Annotated in this window: 18 protein-coding genes; 3 read left to right on the top strand and 15 right to left on the bottom strand. The window is 66.9% G+C overall.

Going from position 1 to position 20,373, the window contains the following annotated elements:
* Positions 1 to 62 precede the first annotated feature (62 nt).
* The 3 genes from K2O51_RS29635 to K2O51_RS29625 all read right to left on the bottom strand — a co-directional run bounded on the left by K2O51_RS29635 (position 63) and on the right by K2O51_RS29625 (position 2,183).
* Positions 63 to 1,340, bottom strand: a complete 1,278-nt coding sequence (locus K2O51_RS29635; protein WP_011299366.1) for an MFS transporter — start codon at positions 1,338 to 1,340, stop codon at positions 63 to 65.
* Positions 1,341 to 1,416: 76 nt separating this feature from the next.
* Complete coding sequence (locus K2O51_RS29630; RefSeq protein ID WP_140949198.1) at positions 1,417 to 1,827, bottom strand: VOC family protein; 411 nt, start codon at positions 1,825 to 1,827, stop codon at positions 1,417 to 1,419.
* A gap of 5 nt (positions 1,828 to 1,832) precedes the next feature.
* Complete coding sequence (locus K2O51_RS29625) at positions 1,833 to 2,183, bottom strand: GFA family protein (protein ID WP_041679733.1); 351 nt, start codon at positions 2,181 to 2,183, stop codon at positions 1,833 to 1,835.
* 142 nt (positions 2,184 to 2,325) lie between these two features.
* On the opposite strand from K2O51_RS29625, the gene K2O51_RS29620 reads away from it, so the two are divergent.
* Positions 2,326 to 2,937 (top strand): HD domain-containing protein, encoded by a 612-nt coding sequence (locus tag K2O51_RS29620; protein WP_011299363.1) that lies wholly within the window; start codon positions 2,326 to 2,328, stop codon positions 2,935 to 2,937.
* Between the two features lie 43 nt (positions 2,938 to 2,980).
* Here K2O51_RS29620 and K2O51_RS29615 read toward each other — a convergent pair whose 3' ends face one another.
* Entirely contained in the window at positions 2,981 to 6,574 is a 3,594-nt protein-coding gene (locus tag K2O51_RS29615; RefSeq protein ID WP_220631108.1) for an indolepyruvate ferredoxin oxidoreductase family protein, read from the bottom strand.
* 344 nt (positions 6,575 to 6,918) lie between these two features.
* Between K2O51_RS29615 and K2O51_RS29610 the strand changes: the two genes are divergently transcribed.
* Positions 6,919 to 8,178, top strand: a complete 1,260-nt coding sequence (locus tag K2O51_RS29610) for an NYN domain-containing protein (protein WP_011299361.1) — start codon at positions 6,919 to 6,921, stop codon at positions 8,176 to 8,178.
* 51 nt (positions 8,179 to 8,229) lie between these two features.
* On the opposite strand, the gene gspF is transcribed toward K2O51_RS29610, so the two are convergent.
* The 11 genes from gspF to gspG all read right to left on the bottom strand — a co-directional run bounded on the left by gspF (position 8,230) and on the right by gspG (position 19,634).
* Positions 8,230 to 9,447 carry a type II secretion system inner membrane protein GspF gene (gene gspF, locus K2O51_RS29605; protein WP_011299360.1) on the bottom strand — a complete coding sequence of 406 codons (1,218 nt, stop codon included), beginning with the start codon at positions 9,445 to 9,447 and terminating at the stop codon, positions 8,230 to 8,232.
* A 12-nt stretch (positions 9,448 to 9,459) separates the two neighbouring features.
* Entirely contained in the window at positions 9,460 to 10,995 is a 1,536-nt protein-coding gene (gspE, locus tag K2O51_RS29600; protein WP_084791919.1) for a type II secretion system ATPase GspE, read from the bottom strand.
* Between the two features lie 8 nt (positions 10,996 to 11,003).
* A complete protein-coding gene (gene gspD / locus K2O51_RS29595) occupies positions 11,004 to 13,418 on the bottom strand; it encodes a type II secretion system secretin GspD (RefSeq protein WP_220631107.1) in 2,415 nt (804 codons plus the stop codon).
* Between the two features lie 34 nt (positions 13,419 to 13,452).
* The gene (locus tag K2O51_RS29590) at positions 13,453 to 14,259 is read right to left on the bottom strand and encodes a type II secretion system protein N (protein WP_220631106.1); all 807 of its coding nucleotides are present in this window, start codon (positions 14,257 to 14,259) and stop codon (positions 13,453 to 13,455) included.
* The gene (locus K2O51_RS29585; protein ID WP_220631105.1) at positions 14,259 to 14,867 is read right to left on the bottom strand and encodes a type II secretion system protein M; all 609 of its coding nucleotides are present in this window, start codon (positions 14,865 to 14,867) and stop codon (positions 14,259 to 14,261) included. Before K2O51_RS29585 ends, K2O51_RS29590 begins: the two co-directional genes overlap by 1 nt.
* 8 nt (positions 14,868 to 14,875) lie before the next feature.
* Positions 14,876 to 16,276: a type II secretion system protein GspL gene (gspL, locus tag K2O51_RS29580; RefSeq protein ID WP_011299355.1), complete on the bottom strand. Its 1,401-nt coding sequence runs from the start codon at positions 16,274 to 16,276 to the stop codon at positions 14,876 to 14,878.
* Positions 16,277 to 16,533: 257 nt separating this feature from the next.
* Positions 16,534 to 17,547 (bottom strand): type II secretion system minor pseudopilin GspK, encoded by a 1,014-nt coding sequence (gene gspK / locus K2O51_RS29575; RefSeq protein WP_220631104.1) that lies wholly within the window; start codon positions 17,545 to 17,547, stop codon positions 16,534 to 16,536.
* A 2-nt stretch (positions 17,548 to 17,549) separates the two neighbouring features.
* Positions 17,550 to 18,248, bottom strand: a complete 699-nt coding sequence (locus K2O51_RS29570) for a PulJ/GspJ family protein (protein ID WP_041679732.1) — start codon at positions 18,246 to 18,248, stop codon at positions 17,550 to 17,552.
* Entirely contained in the window at positions 18,226 to 18,630 is a 405-nt protein-coding gene (gene gspI / locus K2O51_RS29565; protein WP_011299352.1) for a type II secretion system minor pseudopilin GspI, read from the bottom strand. The genes K2O51_RS29570 and gspI overlap by 23 nt, the downstream gene beginning before the upstream one ends.
* Complete coding sequence (locus tag K2O51_RS29560) at positions 18,627 to 19,127, bottom strand: GspH/FimT family pseudopilin (RefSeq protein WP_011299351.1); 501 nt, start codon at positions 19,125 to 19,127, stop codon at positions 18,627 to 18,629. Before K2O51_RS29560 ends, gspI begins: the two co-directional genes overlap by 4 nt.
* A 15-nt stretch (positions 19,128 to 19,142) precedes the next feature.
* Positions 19,143 to 19,634: a type II secretion system major pseudopilin GspG gene (gene gspG, locus K2O51_RS29555; RefSeq protein ID WP_011299350.1), complete on the bottom strand. Its 492-nt coding sequence runs from the start codon at positions 19,632 to 19,634 to the stop codon at positions 19,143 to 19,145.
* Positions 19,635 to 19,834: 200 nt separating this feature from the next.
* Here gspG and K2O51_RS29550 point away from each other — a divergent pair, with 200 nt between their 5' ends.
* Positions 19,835 to 20,287, top strand: a complete 453-nt coding sequence (locus K2O51_RS29550) for an RrF2 family transcriptional regulator (protein ID WP_011299349.1) — start codon at positions 19,835 to 19,837, stop codon at positions 20,285 to 20,287.
* Positions 20,288 to 20,373 lie beyond the last annotated feature (86 nt).

Genomic DNA, 20,373 nt, shown 5'->3' with positions numbered 1-20,373 from the left:
TGGCAAAACGAGCATTGTCCCGCATTGCCGTGATGGCCGTGTAAAGCGGGACCGGGACGGCGTCAGCCGGTGGCGCGTAGCAGGCCGCGCCGCTGCAGCGCGAATGCGAACGACAGCAGCGCGGCCAGCGCCAGCGCCACCATGGTCCACAGCATCAGCCAGTAGCCGCCGGCGAAGCGCCAGAGCAGGGCGCCCAGCCATGGCGCGGCGGCCTGCATCAGTAGCACCGGCGTCATCATCAGGCCGTTGAGCGTGGCGTAGTGATGGCGCGAGATCAGTTCCGGCATGGCCATGGCGCGCAACATGGTGTTGACGCCATTGGCGCAGCCGTAGAGCAGCGCCGCAACCATGAGCCAGGCGCCATGGCCGAGCGCCATGCATAGCAGGCCCGCGCTCATCAGCAGGTAGACCGGCACGGCCAGCCGTACCGGATGCCGGACGGCGGCACGCATCATGAGCAGGCGGCCCACGACCTGCGCCGGACCGATCAGCGCGGCGACCACGAGCTGCTGTCCCAGCGGCAGGCCCTTCTCGGTCAGCATCGGGATCAAATGCGCGCCGAGCAGCGATGCCACCATGTTCGTCGCGGTGAAGGCCAGCACCACGGCCCAGAATACGGGCAGGCGCAGCGTGGCACGCGCAATGCCATGCTTGCCTGTATCGCTGGCGGGCAGTGGCGAGGCCGGCTGGACGGCGGCGTAACTCGCGTGCAGCACGTAGCGCAGGCGCGCATACAGCGGCACGCAGACCAGCAGGTTCAGCGCGGCGAAGACCAGCAGCGTCTGCCGCCAGCCGAGATGCAACACCAGCCATTGCGCGAGCGGCACGAAGATCGTGCTCGCAAAGCCAGCCATCAGCGTGACCGTGACGATCGGTTTCTGATAGCCATCGCCATAGGCCTGGCGCAGCACGACGAAAGCGGGCTCATAGAGCGTGGTGGCCATGGCCAGCCCGAGCGGCACCCACATCAGCAGGAACACCGTTGGCGATGGCGACCACGCCCACAGCAGCAGGCCAGCTCCGGCGAGCAGCGAACCGGCGCCCATCACCTTGCGCGCCGGCAACCGGTCCAACAGCCGGCCCACGGCGAACGAGCACATCGCCCACACCAGCAGGCCTAGCGAAAAGCCGCCGGCCAGGAAGGGCTTGGTGTAGCCGAGCGCGCGGCTCATCGGCTCGATGAAGACGGTGAACGAAAAGTACAGCGTGCCCCAGGAGATGGTCTCGGTCAGTCCGAGCATCCAGACCAGGCTGCGTGGTGGCGGGGCCGGAGTGCCGGTATCGGTAGGAACGGAGGGCGTGGCGGAATCCGCGTCGGGCGTGGCGTCTGTTCGGGTCATGGCGCGCCCGGCGCCTGGGGGCGGCGCAGCGGGCTAAGCGGAAATTGTAGCGAGCCCGCGCGTGCCGCGGTGATCCTCAGGCACTTTCGGCCGGCCCCTTGAGCTCGACCACATTGCCATCGGGATCTTTCACATACAGAGACGGCCCTTTGCCCTCCGCGCCAAAGCGCTGCTCCACCGCGCTCGCCTCCACGCCGTGGCGCGCCAGACTGGCACGCACGGCGTCGGCATCGAACGGGTCGATGCGCAGGCAGAAGTGGTCGAGGTTGCGGCCCTCGGCGCCGGGACCTGCGCCGCCAGCGCGGCCCAGCGGCCCGTCGAGGGAGACCAGGTCGATGAGCCCGCTGCCCGCGCGCAGTTGCGTGAGGCCAAACGCCGGTTGCTCGCGCTCTACGCTGCAGCCGAGGACGTCGACGTAGAAGCGCCGCAGCCGGTCGACATCGGCGGTGCGCAGGACGAGGTGATCAATGCCTAAGATGCGGAACATGGCGCTCAGTGGTGCAGACCGTCGTAGTCGATGATCTTCAGCGCATCGAGATCGACGTTGTCGAGACAGCGCACATTGACCGCCGCCATCGGCCGCCCGTCCTTGTCCTGCCCATCCGCATACGGCCCGCATCCGCAGACCGGGCAGAAGCGGTGCGCAATCTTCATTGTGTTGAAGCGGTACGTCGATGCATTCGCTTCGGGGGTGGTCAGCTTGAACTGCAGCCGCGGCACGAACCACAGCAGATGCCCGCGCCGGCGGCAGATCGAGCAGTTGCAGCGGATCACGCTAGGAATATTGTCGGCCTCCACCTCGAAGGCGATGGCCCCGCAATGACAGCTGCCCTGGTATGTCATGGCTTCTCCTTGTTATCGGTTTGCGGTGCGCTGCACCAATCGGTGCATTGTTCAGTATTTGACAGTGTAGTCGCCAGCGTCGGTGCCACAATGCGGGCACAGCCTCTACAACGACAGGCGCCCCGCCGCCAAGGAGACAAGCATGAGTGACACCCACGCACCCGCACACGCCACGTTCAGCCACATGGAGCACGGCACCCGCGAAGACTGGGCCGCGATCTCCGCCGAATTCATGCCGTTCGCAAAACAGCTGCCTGACCGTGTGCTCGCACACCTGCGTTTGCTTGAAGGCGACTGCGGCGGCTTTCCCGTAGACCGGCTCACGCATTCGCTGCAGACCGCGACGCTCGCGCATCGCGATGGCCGCGACGAGGAGTACGTGGTGTGCGCGCTCCTGCATGACATTGGCGACACGCTCGGCAGCTACAACCATCCCGATATCGCCGCAGCGATCCTGAAGCCGTTCGTCAGCGCAGAAAATCTGTGGATGGTCGAGAAGCACGGCGTCTTCCAGGGCTACTACTTCTTCCATCACCTCGGCCTGGACCGCAACCTGCGCGAGCAATTCCGCGACCAGCCTGAACTGTTCGAGCGTACCGCGGAGTTTTGCCAGAAATATGACGCGGCCGCGTTCATGACGGACTATGACACGCTGCCGCTGTCGTTCTTCGAGCCGATGGTGCGGCGCGTGTTGGCGCAACCGCGGAACTCGATGTATGTGAAGCCGGGGGAGAAGGAGTTGGCGAAGGCGTAGGGTTGACGACTGGCAGCGCTGCAAGCGCTGCCAGTCCGGCGGCTTACGCCGCGCGCTGCGCCGTCTCCGGATGCCGGAATTGTTCCAGCAATTTCGCCCAACGCACTCGAACCGCCTTCAGGTTGTTTTCCTTCACATGGCCAAAACCCCGGATATCGTCCGGCAGATTGGCCAGCGTCACAGCGGTGTCGTAGTTCGCGGCATTCAATCCGGCGATCAGCGTATCGAGCAACGCCCGATACTCGCCAATCAACGCGCGTTCCGTGCGGCGTTCCTCGGTCTTGCCGAAGATATCGAGCATGCCGCCACGCAGGCCCTTCATCTTCGCGAGCACGCGGAACAGCGTCATCGTCGACGGCCCGAACTTGCGCTTGACGAGATGTCCCTTGTCGTCGCGCTTTGCAGTCGTCGGCGGTGCCAGCCAGAAGTTGAGCTGGTAATCCTTGCCGGGTTCGCCTTCGAACTGCGCGCGCAGCTTGTCGAGGAAAACAGGATCGGTGTACAGCCGCGCGACTTCGTACTCGTCCTTGTACGCCATCAGCTTGGACAGGTTGCGCGCGGCAGCTTCGGTGAGCGGCAGCGGCTTGCCGCTTCCCGCCAGCGCGCTTTCGGCCGCGCGCACGCGGTCGATGGCTTCGCGATAACTCCGTGCATAGGCCGCGTCCTGATAGGCCGTCAGATGCTCGACACGTCGGGCAATCAGCTTTTCAAGCAGCGCGCCCGACGACGTCGGCAGCTTCACCACATCCGCGCCTTCGGCGGTGTTCTTCAGCTTGCCGGTCAGCGACAGCACGTGCTCCGGGTCATGCGCCATATGGCGGCCCCAGTCGAACGCCGCCTTGTTCTTTTCCACCGCAACGCCATTCAGCTCGATTGCACGTTCCAGCGCCTGCAGCGTCAGCGGAATCCATCCCTTCTGCCACGCGTAGCCAAGCACCAGCGGGTTCGTGTAGATGGCATCGCCGAGCAGCGCGACGGCGAGACCACTCGCGTTGATGAAGTCGCACTGTTCGCCAACCGCGTTGCGAATATCCTGCTCGGCCGACAGGCCCGGGAACTGCCACTTCGGGTTCTTGATGAACTCGGCCGTCGGCGTTTGCGAGGTGTTGACGACCGCGCGCGTGCGCCCCGACTGCGTCTTCGAGATGACCTCGTCGTTGGCCGACACGATCGCATCGCAGCCGATGATCAGGTCCGCTTCGCCCATCGCGATGCGCGTGGCGTGCAGGTCTTCCGGCCGCGTGGCGAGCTGCACATGCGACAGCACCGCGCCGCCCTTCTGCGCGAGGCCCGCCATGTCGAGCACGGTAACGCCCTTGTTTTCGAGGTGCGCGGCCATGCCGAGCAGACCACCAATGGTCACGACGCCGGTGCCACCCACGCCGGTCACCAGGATGCCGTACGCGCGGCGGATCTCCGGCAGTGCAGGCTCAGGCAGTGCGGACAGGCTGTCCATCGCCACGCCATGCTGCTCGGGCTTTCGCACCTGCGCGCCTTCAGCCGTGACAAAGCTCGGGCAGAAGCCATTCACGCAGGAGAAGTCCTTGTTGCACGACGACTGGTTGATCTGGCGCTTGGTGCCGAATTCGGTTTCGAGCGGTTCGACCGACAGGCAGTTCGACTTGACCGAGCAATCGCCGCAGCCTTCGCACACCGCGTCATTGATGAAGGCACGGCGTTGCGGATCCTCCATCGTGCCGCGCTTGCGGCGGCGGCGCTTTTCGGTGGCGCAGGTCTGGTCGTAGATCAGGATCGTGCAACCGGGAACCTCGCGCAGCTCGCGCTGGATCGTATCGAGCTGGTCGCGATGGTGGACCGTGATGCCCTCCGGTAGTTTGATCGCGCCGTTGTACTTCTCGGGCTGGTCCGTGACGATGACGATCTTCTTTGCGCCTTCGCTGTGGACCTGCCACGCGATGTCCTGTACGGAGAGCTGGCCATCCACGGGCTGGCCGCCGGTCATGGCGACCGCATCGTTGTAGAGGATCTTGTAGGTGATGTTGACACCCGCAGCAATCGACGCGCGGATCGCCAGCAACCCCGAGTGGAAGTAAGTGCCGTCGCCGAGGTTCGCAAACACATGCTTGTCGCCCGCGAACGGTGCCTGGCCGATCCACGCGACGCCTTCGCCACCCATCTGGCTGAAGGTGCTGGTATTACGGTCCATCCACACTGTCATGTAGTGGCAGCCGATACCCGCCAGCGCGCGCGAGCCCTCGGGCACGTTGGTCGACGTATTGTGCGGGCAGCCCGAGCAGAACCACGGCTTGCGCTCGGCAGTCACGCGCGGCGTGGCCAGCGCTTTTTCCTTGGCCTCGATGATTGCAAGCCGCGCGTCAATGCGCGCACGCACATCCACCGGCAGGTCGAACTTTTCCAGCCGCGTGGCGATGGCCTTGGCGATGATCGCCGGCGACAGCTCGTAGTGCGCGGGCAGCAGCCAGTTGTTCTGCGGGATCGACCATTCGCCGCCCGCATTGTCCTTCTCGTCGAACTTGCCGTAGACCTTGGGGCGCACGTCGTCACGCCAGTTGTACAACTCTTCCTTGAGCGCGTACTCCATGATCTGGCGCTTTTCTTCGACGACCAGGATTTCCTGCAGGCCTTCGGCAAAGGCGCGCGCGCCATGCGCTTCGAGCGGCCACACGCAGCCGACCTTGTACAGGCGGATACCGATCTGCGCGCACATGGCATCGTCGAGGCCCAGGTCGGCCAGCGCCTGGCGCGTATCGAGATAAGCCTTGCCGCCGGTCATGATGCCGAAGCGCGCATGCGGCGAATCGATCTCGATGCGGTCGATCTTGTTGGCGCGCACATAAGCCAGGCCCGCGTACCATTTGTAGTCGAGCAGCCGCGCTTCCTGTTCGAGCGGCGGATCGGGCCAGCGGATATTGAGGCCGCCCGCCGGCAGCACGAAATCGTCGGGAAGCACGATCTGCACGCGATGCGGATCGAGTTCGACCGAAGCCGACGATTCGACCACGTCCGTGACGCACTTCATCGCCACCCATAGGCCGGAGTAGCGGCTCATCGCCCAGCCATGCAGGCCGTAGTCGAGATACTCCTGCACATTCGACGGATACAGCACCGGCAGGCCGCAGGCCTTGAAGATGTGTTCCGACTGGTGCGCGAGCGTCGACGACTTCGCGGAATGATCATCGCCCGCCAGCACCAGCACGCCGCCGTGGCGCGACGAGCCGGCCGAGTTGGCATGCTTGAACACATCCCCGGTGCGGTCCACACCTGGCCCCTTGCCGTACCACATGCCGAACACGCCATCGAACTTCGCATCCGGGTACATATTGACCTGCTGCGAACCCCAGACCGACGTTGCGGCGAGGTCTTCGTTCAGGCCGGCCTGGAACACGATATTGTGCGCGGCGAGATGCTTCTTGGCTTTCCACAGCGACTGGTCCAGCGCTCCGAGCGGCGACCCGCGGTACCCGGAAATGAAGCCGGCCGTGTTAAGGCCGGCGGCGTGGTCGCGTTCCTGCTGCAGCATCGGCAGGCGTACCAGCGCCTGCGTGCCGCTGATGTAGATGCGGCCACGCTCAAGCGTGTACTTGTCGTCGAGGGAAACGTTTGCGAGCGCGCGGCGGATGGCGTCGCTGACCGGAGTGGTCAGGGGGGCATTCATAAGTGCTCCTCTATGGGGTGTGTTGTCGGGATCACCGACTACTACATTCATGGGGCCGACCGTCCTGAGCCTCTTGTGAAGGCCTCGGCAGGTGGTGTCTCTGCGCGGATGGTAGCACCGCTCAAAAATCCGCGGCACCTTGCAATGCAGCAAGAACCGCACCTGTCTCGACAGGAGTTCCCGTATGGACAGGGCTTCGCGTGTACACTGCGATGCATCCAACGCGCCACCCACATGCACTACGATGTGGCCCAAGGCGCCCCTGCCAAGGACCGGCACGCGCCGGTCCGGTGCAACCTCCGTCCGGCAACATGGCCGGGAATCTCCTCCGAGCAGGACCGAACATGACCAATTCCCCCCGCCAGGGCACCGCGACCCTGGCCGTGCTGATCGACGCCGACAATGCGGCGCCCGCCATCATCGAAGGCCTGCTGGCCGAAGTCGCCAAGTACGGCGTCGCCGCCGTCAAGCGCATCTATGGCGACTGGACCAAGCCCAATCTGTCGGGCTGGAAGGAGTGCCTCTTGTCGCACTCGATCCAGCCGATCCAGCAGTTCCGCTACACCGTCGGCAAGAACGCCACCGACAGCGCGATGATCATCGACGCGATGGATCTGCTGTACACCGAACGCTTCGATGGCTTCTGCCTCGTGTCGAGCGACAGTGACTTTACGCGCCTCGCCTCGCGTATTCGGGAGCAAGGGCTGATCGTCTATGGCTTCGGCGAGCGCAAGACGCCCAAGCCGTTCGTCACGGCGTGCGACAAGTTCATTTACTCCGATGTGCTGCGCGCTGACGCCGAAGTCGACGAGGCTGCCACGCCGACGCGCCGTCGCAGTAGCGGCGAACTGCGCCAGGACTCGCGCCTGGTGCGATTGCTGCAGAATGCCTCGCAGGCGGTGTCGGACGATGACGGCTGGTCGACGCTTGGCGGCATGGGCAATCACATCGCCAAGCAGGCTCCGGAGTTCGATTCGCGGAACTATGGGTATGGGAAGCTTTCGGAGCTTGTGGTTGCCACCGGCCTGTTCGAGGTCGAAACCCGCAATGGCGGCAACAACAAGACCATCTGGGTGCGGCTGAAGAAGCGCAGCAAGCAAGGGCAGGAAGGAGATGGGCGCCATGCTGGCGGCCAGCGTCAGGCTGAGAAGCCGCAGGCGCAGCCGACACAGACGCCTGCACCGCAGCCGGAAAACCGCCAGCCAGTCGTTCCGCCGGAGGTCGCGGCCGTACCGGTTGCTGCGCCGGAACCGGAGCCGGTTCGGGAGCCTGTCGAGGTTTCCGTTGCTTCAGAACCCGTACCTGAACCTGCGCCAGTGCCGGAAGTTGAGGCTCCGGAGGTGGTGGCAGCCGATGTCATCGCGGAAGAGTCGCCCGCGCCGGCGGCGAAGAAACCCGCTCGCAAGCGGGCGCCGCGTCGGCCCGACGTGGCGCTTAGCGAGAAGCCCTGGCCGATCGATCAGTCCGTGTTCGCTGCGCCCGGAGATACGGTGCTGACGGCGCAGGTGCAGGAGGCGTTTGAAGGGTTTTCTGAGGCGGCTCCGGTGGCGGATGCCTCTGAGGCGAAACCCGTGAGGAAGACGCGGAGGAAGGTCAAGAGTTGAGGGGTTGGGATGCTTTTGGCGGCGCTTGGCGCATGCCAGCCCGCCAAAGCCCTATCTCACCAGCTGATTGATCTCAATAATCGGCATCAACACCGCCAAGACAATCAGCAGCACCACAACACCCATCGTCAAGATCAACAGCGGCTCCAGAAGACTGGTAAGAAACAGCGTCCGCCGCTCCAGTTCCTGCGCCTCGCCCTGAGCCGCGCGATCGAGCATCACCGGCAAATTCCCGGTCGCCTCGCCAGAGCGAATCAAATGCACCAGCACGGGCGGAAACTGGTTCTGCGCGGCCAGCGCCCGCGCGAGCGACGCGCCTTCCCGCACGCGTGTCGTCGCGTCTTCGACATTGGCCCGTAGCGCTTCATTGGTCAGCGTCTCCCCAGCCGCCTGCAGGCTCCGCAGGATCGGCACCCCAGCCGACACCAGAATCGCCAGCGTGCCGGCGAAGCGCGCGGTGTTGTAGCCGCGGGTCAGTTTGCCGATCAGCGGCGCCGTCAGCAGCCAGCGGTGCCACTCCAGCCGAACAGCCGGCTGCTTGAGCAGGCTGCGCACGATCATGGCGATCACGGCGATCACCGCCAGCGCCGCCCACCACCAGTTCCGCACGAAATCCGACAGCGCCAGCATGACAATCGTCAGCGTCGGCAGCTTCTGCTTGGTGTTGGCGAACACGCTGACCACCTGCGGCACCACATACGACAGCAGGAAGATCACGATCGCAAATGCCACCACCGTGACGATCGCCGGATAGGTGAAGGCCAGCCGGATCTTGGACGTCAGCGCATTGCGCGATTCGATGTAGCCGGCCAGCCGCTCGAGCACCAGCCCGAGGTGGCCGGAGTGCTCGCCGGCGGAAACCAGTGCACGGTAGATATCGGGAAAATCGCGCGGATGCTGGGCCAGGGCCACCGACAGCGAGCTGCCACCCATGACCTCGGCGCGAATGCCGGCGAGCAGCTCGTGGACATAGGGCCGCTCGGCCTGGTCAGCCAGCGCGCCGAGCGCTTCGTCGAGCGGCAGGCCCGAGACGATCAGGCTCGCGAGCTGGCGCGTGAACAGTGCCTGTTCCTGCGTGGAAAGCCGGCGCGTGAAAAGCTGGCTGCCGCTGCGCGGGGCCTGCCCAGTACCAGCGAGCGGATCGACCGTCAGCGGCGTCAGCCCGCGCGCGCGCAGTTGCGAGCGCGCCTGCCGCGGGCTGTCGGCCTCGATGACGCCGCGGTCGGTCTTGCCCAGGGCGTCGGCGGCTTCGTAGCGGAAGGCGGGCATGGCGGCGTTCCGTCAGTCGCGCGTGACGCGCAGCACTTCTTCGAGCGCGGTGGCGCCGGTGTCGATCCAGCGCTGCGCATCGCCGCGCATGGTCTGCATGCCATGAGCAAGCGCGACCTGCTTGATCTCCGACTCGGGCTGCTGGCGGTGGATCATCGTGCGGATCTCGTCGTCGACGGTCAGCAGCTCGTACACGCCCATGCGGCCCTGGTAGCCGGAGTTGCCGCACTTGTCGCAGCCCACCGCATGCCACAGGTGTTGTAGCGGCTTGCCTTGCGTATGCAGCGTTTCGGCTTCGCCGGCGGTGACTTCGATGACTTCCTCGCGCTTGCAATGCGGGCACAACCGGCGTACGAGCCGCTGCGCGAGCACGCCAAGCAGCGACGACGACAGCAGGAACGGCTCGATGCCCATGTCCACGAGCCGCGTGATCGCCGAGGCCGAGTCATTGGTGTGCAGCGTGGCCAGCACTAGGTGGCCGGTCAGCGAAGCCTGCACCGCGATCTGCGCGGTTTCCAGGTCGCGGATTTCGCCGATCATCACCACGTCCGGGTCCTGGCGCAGGATCGCGCGCAGGGCCTTGGCGAAGGTCATGTCGATACGCGCGTTGACCTGCGTCTGGCCGATGCCGTCGAGGTCGTATTCGATCGGATCCTCCACCGTCATGATGTTGGTGGAGCGCGCGTCCAGCCGAGATAGCGCCGCATACAGCGTAGTGGTCTTGCCCGAGCCTGTCGGCCCGGTAACGAGCACGATGCCGTGCGGCTGGCGGATCAGGTCGTCGAAACCGGCCAGCGTGCGCGGCGACATGCCGAGCTTGGCCAGGTCGAGGCGGCCTGCCTCCTTGTCCAGCAGACGCAGCACCGCGCGCTCGCCGTGGCCCGTCGGCAGCGTGGACACGCGCACATCCACGGGGCGCCCGCCCACGCGCAGCGTGATCCGGCCGTCCTGCGGCAAGCGTTTCTCGGCAATATCGAGCTGCGCCATGATCTTGATGCGCGAGATCAGCGCGCCGTGCAGCGCCTTCTTCGGCCGCACCACGTCGCGCAGCGTGCCGTCGACACGGAAGCGCACGACCGACGCCGATTCGAACGGTTCGATGTGGATGTCCGATGCGCCTTCGCGCGCGGCCTGTGTGAGCAGCGCGTTGATCATGCGGATGATCGGCGCGTCGTCTTCGGACTCGAGCAGATCTTCCACAGCGGGAATGTCCTGCATCAGGCGCGACAGGTCGACTTCGCCTTCGACTTCGCCCACCACCTGCGCGGCGCTGCCGTCCTGGCGGTTGTAGGCGTCGGACATGGCGCGTTCGAGCGCATCGGGCTCCATCACGCGCAGGCGCAGCGCGCCGTGCACGCGCGCCACCTCCGCAAGCGCAGCGGGCGATGTGGCGCGGCTCACCCAGACTTCAAGGCCGTCGGCGCGCTGGTGCGCGATCAGCAGCGGCGCTTCGCGTGCAAAGCTGTACGACACCAGGCGCGCCGCCATCGGTGACGGCGGCTCCTGAATATCCTGGCTGTCAAGGGCGGCTTGGACTTCGCTTGCCATGGTCTGGCTCAGTTACGGCGGCCGGCGTCGGGCGATGCCGAGCCCGCGAACGTGCCGGGATAGCCTTGCTGCGTAATCGGCTGCGGCACTGGTTGCGGCGCTTGCTGCCCCGGTGCAGTCTGCGGCACGGATTGCGGCAGTGGCAGCGGACTTTGCACCGGCCCGTTGCCACGCGGGTCGACGAACGGCGTGGTCGGCGCATCCGCGGGCGGCAGCACCGGCGTGTTGGCGTCGCGCACCATGATGTTAGGCGAGACGAAGTCGGTCTGCTGCGCGCGCATGTAATCGTAGCGGTCCTGCGTCAACCGGTCGGCCGCGCCGGCCGTGCGCATCACATACGGGCGCAGGAACACCAGCAGGTTGGTCTTGGCGCGGTTCTTGTTCTCATAGCGGAACAGGCCGCCGATCCACGGGATATCGCCCAGTAGCGGCACCTTCTGCACACCGTCGCCGTAGGAATCCTCGATCAGCCCGCCGAGCACGATGATCTGGCCGTCGTCGACAAGGACGTTGGTCTCGATCGAGCGCACATTGGTGGTCGGGCCCTGCACCTGCGTCAGCGTACCCGGCACCACCGACGACGACTCCTGGAAGATCTGCATCTTGACCAGGCCCCCGTCGGTGATCTGCGGCCGCACGCGCAGCGTGATGCCGACATCCTTGCGGTCGAAGGTCTGGAACGGGGTGACCGAGGCCGCGCCGCCGGTCTGTGCATAGGAGCCGGTCGTGATCGGGATGTTCTGGCCGATCAGGATCTTGGCTTCCTCGTTCTCGAGCGTGATCAGGTTTGGCGTCGACAGCAGGTTCACGCTGCCGTTGGTGCCCAGCGCGCGGAGCAGCGCGCCAAGGCCCAGCGCCTTGTTCACCACGCCAAGGTTCAGGCCACCCACATCGGGCACGAGCTGCTGCGCGGCAACGATGCCGGCACTGTGGTTGCTGTTGTACAGCGCGCCGGCGAGTGTCAGGTTCAGGATGTTCTGGCCGCCCGTGCCAAAGTTGGTACCCGCGAAGACGTTGTTGTTGCCGCTGCTCGAACTGAGCAGTCCTTGCCACTGGATGCCGAGCTGGCTGGCTTGCGTGGAGGTCACTTCCACGATCATCGATTCGATGTAGACCTGCGCGCGGCGCGCGTCGAGATCCTCGATCACGGCGCGCAGGTTGCGGTACACCGGTTCGGTGGCCGTAATGATCAGGGCATTGGTGGCCGGATCGGCCTGGATGATGCCGCCTGTGGTCGGCTGGGTGTTTGGGTTGAACGATGCCGCGAACGCCGAATTGCCATAGGCGCCGCCGCCCGTGCTCGACCCGCTGGTGCCGGTCGAGCGCATGCCGGCCTGGCTTGCCGTGGTGCCGCCGGTGTACTGGCCGCCGGCCGGCGTCGACACGTTGGTCAGTCCGCCGGCCCCTGCCGCGCCCGCGGCGCCCGGTTGCGTGCTTGTGGCAAAGCTGCTGTCGGCGGCGACGATCGCGCGCAGCGTGGCGGCCAGCTTGACGGCGTCGGCGTTCTTGAGCGGCACGACCCAGATATTGCCGGGGCGCGCATAAGGCTGGTCGAGCTTTTCGATGAGCATGCGTGCCTGCTGCAGGCGCGCGCGGCTTGTTGCACGGATCATCAGCGAGTTGCTGCGTGGCTCCGCCACCACGGTCGTGCGCAGGCTGCTGTCGACGGACGCCGCGCCGCCTCCCGCCGCGCCCGTCGTCGCCGATCCCGGGTCGAGCAGCTTCTGCAGCACCAGCGCCGTGTCACTGGCGATGGCATTCTTCAGCGGTACGAGCTCGACTTCGCCCGCCGCCGGCGCATCGATCGCGGCGATGATGCGGCCGAGGCGGCGCAGGTTCTCGGCATAGTCCGTGATCACCAGCGTGTTGTTGGCCGGGTAGGCGGTGATGGTGTTGTTGGGCGCGATCATCGGCCGCAGCACCGGCACCAGGTTGTTGGCCGACTCGTAGTTCAGCCGGAACACCTGCGTCACCACCTGGTCGCCGCGGCCGCCCCCGCCGCCGACCACGATCGGCGACCCCTGCAGCTTGGCGTCCGCTTCGGGCACGACCTTGGTGAAGCCATTGCTCTCCACCATCGCATAGCCCTGCATGCGCAGTACCGAGCCCAGCGTTTCGAGCGCCTGCGCGCGCGAGACCGGCTGCTCGGTGACGAGATTGACGGTGCCCTTCACGCGCGGGTCGATCACGAAATTCTTGCCGGTGGCCTGGCCTACGGCTTTGACCACGGAATCGAGGTCGGCGTTGACGAAGTTCAGCACCACCTGGTCCCGGTTGCGCGGCGTGATGTCCGGTGGCGCGCCAGGGCTGGCGGGCTGCTGCGCCCACAGCGGCGTCGGCGCCAGCAGCGAAAGGCCGCACAGCAGGGCCACGGCACGGGCACTGGCGGTCTGGAAGAAGGGTCGGGTGGCTTCGGTTTTCATGTTTGGTTCCGGTCGGCTCCTGGCGCTGCCTGGCTCAGAAGCGCAGCCTTGTCACATTGTTCTCTCGTCGTCCCAGCAGGCTCAGCAGGCTGACCAGCTGGGTAGCGGCTTCGGGCTCGGCATTGGCTGTGCCCTCGAAGCGCGCCTGCCGGCCCAGCGTGCCGCTGCCATCAAGATGCAGCGGCCCGGCGATGGTGCTCAGCGCGAGCTTGCCATCGGCGCCGTTCCAGTCGATCTCGGCACGGTAGCTGCCCAGCGGACGCAGGCGGCTTACCGCCGACGACACTTGTTCGATGCGCAGCGTGATATGCCCGTACAGCAGCCCGCCCGCAAATTTACCCTGCAACGCCGACCAGTCCGCGCGCATGAGGCCGTCCGGGCGCAGCGTGTTGAACGGCGCGCCCACGCCTTCGAGCAGCGCGGCCGGCAGCCGGATGGCGCCCGCCTGCGCGGTCCAGCCGCCCGGCGTGACGGTCAGCCCGACCGGCGCCGGCATGGCCTCCGTATGCGTGAGCACCATGCGTGCGGAGCCGGTCAGCAACGGCCAGAAAGCCACGGACCATTGCAGCCGGCCCGGCAGCACCGTCGCGGTCTGGCTGCCCGCGCCGGCCGACAGCGCCAGCGTGGCGCTGCCGTGCCACAGCGAGCCCGCGGCATCGGCCAGCAGCACGCGCCGCTGCGTGCGGGCCGCCACCGTGTCGGCGATCCATGCGGCCGGCAGCATGGCCAGCACGGTAATGCCGGCCGTGGCCAGGCCCAGCAGCAGCCAGCCGGCGCGGCGCCAGCCTGCCGGGCGGCGCAGCTTGCGTCGGGGCAGCCGCAGCGACTCCAGCCGTACCATCAGCTGCGGCCACCCGGACCCTGCAGGGTCGCGCTGACGTTGACCAGCGCGGTGGCGCCTACGTAGACGATGCGCGCGTCCGTGATCTTCAGGCGCTGCTGCTGGCGCACGTCCTGCAGCCAGCCCGCGACCGCGCCGAACGGCGCCTTGTCTAGCTGCACCTGCACGCTGTTGTCGGCGCCGGCGGCCAGTCGCGTTGCCTTCAGGCCGTACTTGCCCAGGCTCTCCTGCAACGCTTGCGTCAGTGCGTCGCCGCGCAGTGCGGGTGCCGGGCTCGCGTTCAGGCCACGGGCTTCCTGCGCCAGGGTTTCCATTTCTGCCAGGTCCGCGCGCATTCCAGGCAGGCTGCGCGACAGCCGCGCGCGGCCATCGGCGGCAGGCTCCCACAGCACGGTGTAGACCAGCACCAGTCCTAGCACCACAGCGCCGCCACCGAGAATGGCCTGCTCGCGCGGGTTGCGCGCCGACCAGAAGGCGTCGAACTGCTCGCGCCAGACTTGCGGCACGCGCGGCTTGAAGCGCGCCAGCGTTGTGCGGGCCGAAGGGCGGCCAGACGCCGCGGCAGCGTGCGGCGTCTGGGTGCGGAGGTTGTCTTTGCTCGGACTCATGATTCGGTTCACAGGCCTGGCTTGATGACCCAGCGCGAGCCGGCCGGACCGACGGTGCGCGAGGCATCCGCCGTCTTGTCTTCTTCCATCTGCAGGCCGGCCTGGCGCACGGCGCCGCGCAGCGCGGCGGTATCGGTGCCGGGCTTGAGGGTGGCTACGAGCGTGCGGCTGCGGTACTCGAGCGCCTGCAGGCCATCGGGCGGCAACTGGCGCGCAGCCTGCGCAAAGCGGTCGGCCAGCGGCAGGAAATCGTCAGGCGTGCTGCGCCCGCTGGCCAGTCGCAGCTGTTCCACCTGGCGGCGCATCTGCAGCGGGGCATCGAGCACGGTCTGGATCTGCGGAAACGCGGTGTGCAGCGTCTGCAGCTGCGCGGCTTCCAGGCGCTGCTGTTCACGGTGCAGCATCAGCCAGTGGATGTTCATGCCAAGAAGCTGGACCAGCACGATGCCGGCAGCCAGCGCAAGCGGCAGGCGCCACGCCAGCAAGTTCCAGCGGTCGGCACGCCCCTGGGCAAATTCAAACTGGGCGAGATCGAGGCCGGATTCCTGCAGGCAGCCTTGCGCGCCGGCGATCCACATGCGCCAGTCGGCCGCGTTGGCCTGTCGCAGTGCAGGCACTGGCGCGTTGGCCATGGCGTTGGCGTCGCCGTGCCACAAGCCTTCCGGCGCCAGCGCCTGCCAGGCGGCAAGCGCATCGGTGCCCAGCAGCAGGCCATAGCCTTCATGGCGGCCGGTGCGCACCGTGAGTTGCCATTGGCTGCTGGCTGGCGCCGCCTCAGGCGCCAGCGTCGGTTCGACCATGCCTTCGGCCTGTACCAGCGAAGTGGCCGCGGCCTCTACAACCAGCGTGGCGGGTTGCGCCGCGGCGTTGTCGCCATCGGTGGCCTCAGCCAGAGCGGCCGGGACGGCCAGCGGCAGGCACATCTGAGCGGGAAGGATATGGCGCCGGCGGTGGCGGTGTTCGGCAAACGCGTCTAGCACCGCGCGCAGCCAGGCGCGGTCGGCCACCATCAGCAGGCGGCGTCGCGGGCCGCGTGCCGGCCGAGCCGCCTCGCCGTCGAGCGCCGGGCCCACGCCAATGTGGCAGGGCTGCGCGTCGGTGGCCAGGGCGTCTTCCACCAGATTGGGCAGTGCCTGTTTCAGCCGCGCCGGCGGCAGCGGCGGCACGGTGGCCGTGGTGAGCAGTACGTCACTGGCGGCAAGGATCAGCACCAGGCGCTCGGCGGGCGGCATCGCGCCGATCTGGGCGTGGCCTTCGCGCAACACTTCCGGCGCCTGCGCGGCGTCGGAGCGGCGGGCAGCCGGCATGCCAGCGTCGCGTACCAGCGCGAACGGCAGGGCACCGAAATGCCATGGTTGCGGTTGGTCATGCGGCCGATGCGGCAGGCGAACGTACAGGGTGGTACTCAAGGTTTCCTAGCTTTGACGTCAGTGGAGCCTGTGCTGGGGGCGGATTGCCGGGGCAGCGGAATGGCCGGGGCGCGGAGGTGCCGGCTGCGGACACGGACGGGCAGGGAGGCGCCGCTCGGCATGGCGCCACGGTTGCGGCAGCGCCGCAGCATACCTTGCCTGTGTGACTAAACCGCGTCAATAGCATTCTCCCCCGGTAGCCGGGCCCGCAAGGGTGGAAGCAGCGTGCCGCAGCGCACGCAAATCTGCGCTATGGCTCATCGCATGTCGGGAAGCCGGTCCGTGTCGTGGATCCACAGCACACGAGTGGTGTTGGTGTTACCCAGCACCTCGCCCCGGTAAACCAGCGATACCTGGAGGCGGCTGGCGCGCTCATGGCGCACCAGGCCATAAATCAGGAAATAGTGGGAGCGGACGTCCAGCATGGAGGACAGGTTGCTGGTGTCGGCCTGCGGCGCGACGCTGCCCAGCTTGGTCTGCAGGTCGCCGACATTGTTGAAGTACGCGCGATCGCGTTCGCGCACCAGTTCGCGCGCGCGGACCAGGGCCAGGTTGGTGATGACGGCGGACAGGACCTCGGGCTCGGCCGTATTGGCGTTGACCACGGTGCGCTCCGGCAGCACGATGATGAACGGTTCCAGCGCCGTGACCATCTCGGGCGTGTAGCCCGGGATCGCCAGCAGGCTCTGGGCGCTGTCCGGCGGGCGCGGCGCCGGCTGGCCGTCAGAGCCGCCTTGCGCGGCGCGCAGCACGAAGCGTCCCGTGGTCTCGGCCAGCGACGGATTCAGGCCCACGGTTTGCAGCAGGCGGCGGTATGCTGCCAGCGCGGCCGGATCGACCGTGGCGGCGCGGCCCTGCGTCGGCGTGGCCGTCCACAGCACCAGGTTGGTCAGGTTGAAGCGCGCCTGCGCGTCCAGGATGCGGCCCGACAGGAACGATGTCTCGCCGGCCTGGTCGGTGCGCAGCGCGGCGCCCAGGAAATCCGACAGGCGCGTCTCTGCGATCGGCACGGCCCACGGCTCGCCCAGTTCGTCGACGCTGGTGCGGCGCTGGTCGTCGCGCAGGATGAGCCGGGCCCAGTCCACGGCCGCGCGCTCGATCCACGTGGCCTGAGCGAGCAGCCGCTGGTTCTCGATCGATCGGATCTGCACCTGCTGGCGCCACAGCATGCCGGAGACAATGACCACGGCGAGCGTGACCATCAGCAGCGCCGTGACCACGGCGGCGCCACGCATGCGGCGTCGGGACAGGGGCGGGAGGCGTCGGCGCATGTTCACAGCCCGGTCATGCAGATCTTGCGGAAATCGCGCGGCGCATCGCCGTCGCCCATGCGGGCCTGGATGGACAACTCGACGGCGCGAACGACGACGCTGGCCGTGCTGGTCGTAGCGGTCGCCGCCACGGCACTGGCACCGGTCGGATTGAACAGCGCGCCGCGGATGCGCCCGTTGTCCGCCAGCCAACCCGCCGGATCGATCCATACTCGCGCGCCGAGACTGTCCACATCGCCAAGTACCTGACGGGCCTGCACATTGTTCTGGCGGCCAGCCTGGCGCAGCGAGAGCAGGGCGGACTGCACGGCGGCGCGGCTGTCCACCGGCGGCGCTGCCAGGCGTACCAGCGCGTTGCCCTCCAGCCGGTAGCTCAGCGCCTGCCACATCGGCGGCTGGTTCTCTTCGCGGCGGTCGCGCACCATCAAAACCTGGCCGGGCGCGACTTCGACCGGGCTGGCCTGGAGCAGGCCGGGGTCGGACAGGTGTTCGCAGTCGGACTGGAACTGCCCGTAGAGCACCTTCAGCGCATCCAGCCTGGCGTCGTGGTCGGTCAGGCGTTCGCGGCTGCGCGTCATGCTGTCGAGTGCGCGCCAGCCGATCACGGCCATGACCGCCAGCAGCGTAATGGCCACGAGCATTTCCAGCAGCGTGAAGCCGCGCCGAGTCGTGCGGCGATCAGAGCAGGTTGCGCGTTTCATTGGGAATGATGGTGACAAGCCACGCCAGACGCACGGAGCGGTCGGCGGCGGACGGATAGACCGCGATCTCCACGCGCCGGAACGCCGGATTGGGCGTGCCGGAGACACTCTGCTCGCAATAGAGCGGGGTGCCGCCCTGCGGGCAGTCATAGCCGCTCACGCCGGGCTCGGGCCAGGTCTTGGACAGGCGCAGCGTGGCCAGGTGGTTTTCGGCGCTGAACTCGGCCAGCATGCGCGCCTGCAATGACGCGCTGGCATCGACCATGCTGCCCATGGCCCGCATGGCGGCCGTCAGCGCCACGGCCAGGATTGTCAGCGCCACCAGCACTTCAATGAGCGTGAAGCCGTGCCTCTGACGGCGGCGATGCGCGCGCGCGATCATGGCGTGCTGGCGAAGTAGCGGCCGCCGCCGTCGCCGGCGATATCGACGCGGATGTCGCCGCGCACCAGTATCACCCGCTGCGGACCGTCGATCAGTTCGCGCCCGAAGACGAGGCGCGGCGGGCCGCCCGTACCGGCGTTGCGGCCACCTTCGGCGACGATCACCTGGTCCGGCTGCAGGCGCCAGTGGCCTGGCGCGAACACATCGGTACGCAGGGGGACCCAGCCATTCGGCGTGGATTCGAGGAAGCGCCAGCCGCCGGGGCTGCCTTCCCAGGCGATCGGGCGCGCGCCGAGCTGGGCTTCTTCCTGCGCCAGCTCGAACAGCCGCGCGATGCGCTGGCCGTCGTCGAGCAGGCGTCCGCGCTCATTGGGCGACGCGTTGACCGCGACCAGCGAAATGACAATGCCGGCGATCACCATGACCACCAGCAGTTCGAGCAGGGTGAAGCCCCGGGGCCGGCAAGCGGCGGCGCGGCGGCGCGGGGCCGGTTTCATGTTGCCGGTACGGCGTTATTCCCAGTTGCCGATGTCGGCGTCATTGCCGTTGCCACCGGCCTGGCCGTCGGCGCCGAAGCTGAAGATGTCGATCTCGCCGCGCACGCCGGGGTTCAGGTACTGGTACGGATGGCCCCACGGGTCCTTGGGCAGCTTTTCCAGATAGCCGCCGGCCTTCCAGTTGTTCGGCACGGGCTCGGTGGTTGGCTTGGCCACCAGCGCGGCGAGGCCTTGTTCCGTGGTGGGATAGCGGCTGTTGTCGAGCCGGTAGAGCTTCAGTGCCTGCATGATCGACGAAATGTCCTGGCGCGCGGCAACGATACGGGCCTCATCGGGGCGGCTCATGATCTTCGGCACCACCAACGCCGCGAGCACCCCCAGGATGACGATCACCACCATGATTTCGATCAGGGTAAAGCCGCGGCTGCCGCGCTTGGTGCGATCGGCATGGGAGCGGGGCGAACGTGTGGAGCGGGTACTGGCGAATAGGGATGTGGATCGGCGCATCGTGTCTGGACCTCGTGCTGGATGGCGGGGGCGCGCGCTGGCCACGCGCCCGGCGTTCGACAATCAGTATAACCGCCACCCTATGACTGTTTTTTGTGGCGAGGAATTCTCGCGGCCCGGAGTCTGATTTGTGTCACGGGATTCCGCGCCGCACAATAAAACTTGCATTTGAAATGCCGCTTATCTAAGATGTCACCACGATGCAACTGACCCGCTTTTCCGACTACGCACTGCGGCTGCTGATGTACGTGGCACGCGCCGACGGCAGCCGGCCTATCACCATTGCCGAGGTGGGCCAGCAGTTCGAGGTTTCCCATCACCATCTGGTGAAGGTGGCAGCGCGCCTGTCGAAGCTGGGCTGGATCACGGCCACGCGCGGCCGCCACGGCGGCTTGGAACTGGGGCCGCAGGCTGACCAGCTGACCATCGGGACGATCCTGCGCGAACTGGAAGGGCACAAGCCGGTCATCGACTGTGATGACCCGCCATGTGCCCTGAAGGGAAACTGCCGGCTGCGCCGGGCGCTGGACGAGGCGGAGCAGGCGTTCTATCGCTCGCTTGATACTGTCACCCTGGCGGATGTCACCGGCAGCCAGACTGCCGAGTCGATCATCCGGCTGCATCGCGATTTTGTGAGCCGGCGTACGGCTTGAACGGCGCGCTTTGAGCCGCAGTTCTGGCGTTACGTGCGCCGGCTTTGTTGTGAGTAAAAACATGCATTTTGTTTGCATGATTTAAA

Origin of the sequence: Cupriavidus pinatubonensis (assembly GCF_019602855.1) — a bacterium.
Lineage (GTDB): Bacteria > Pseudomonadota > Gammaproteobacteria > Burkholderiales > Burkholderiaceae > Cupriavidus > Cupriavidus pinatubonensis.
The sequence above is the reverse complement of the archived record's forward strand: the minus strand, read 5'-3'. Positions and strand labels throughout refer to the sequence as shown.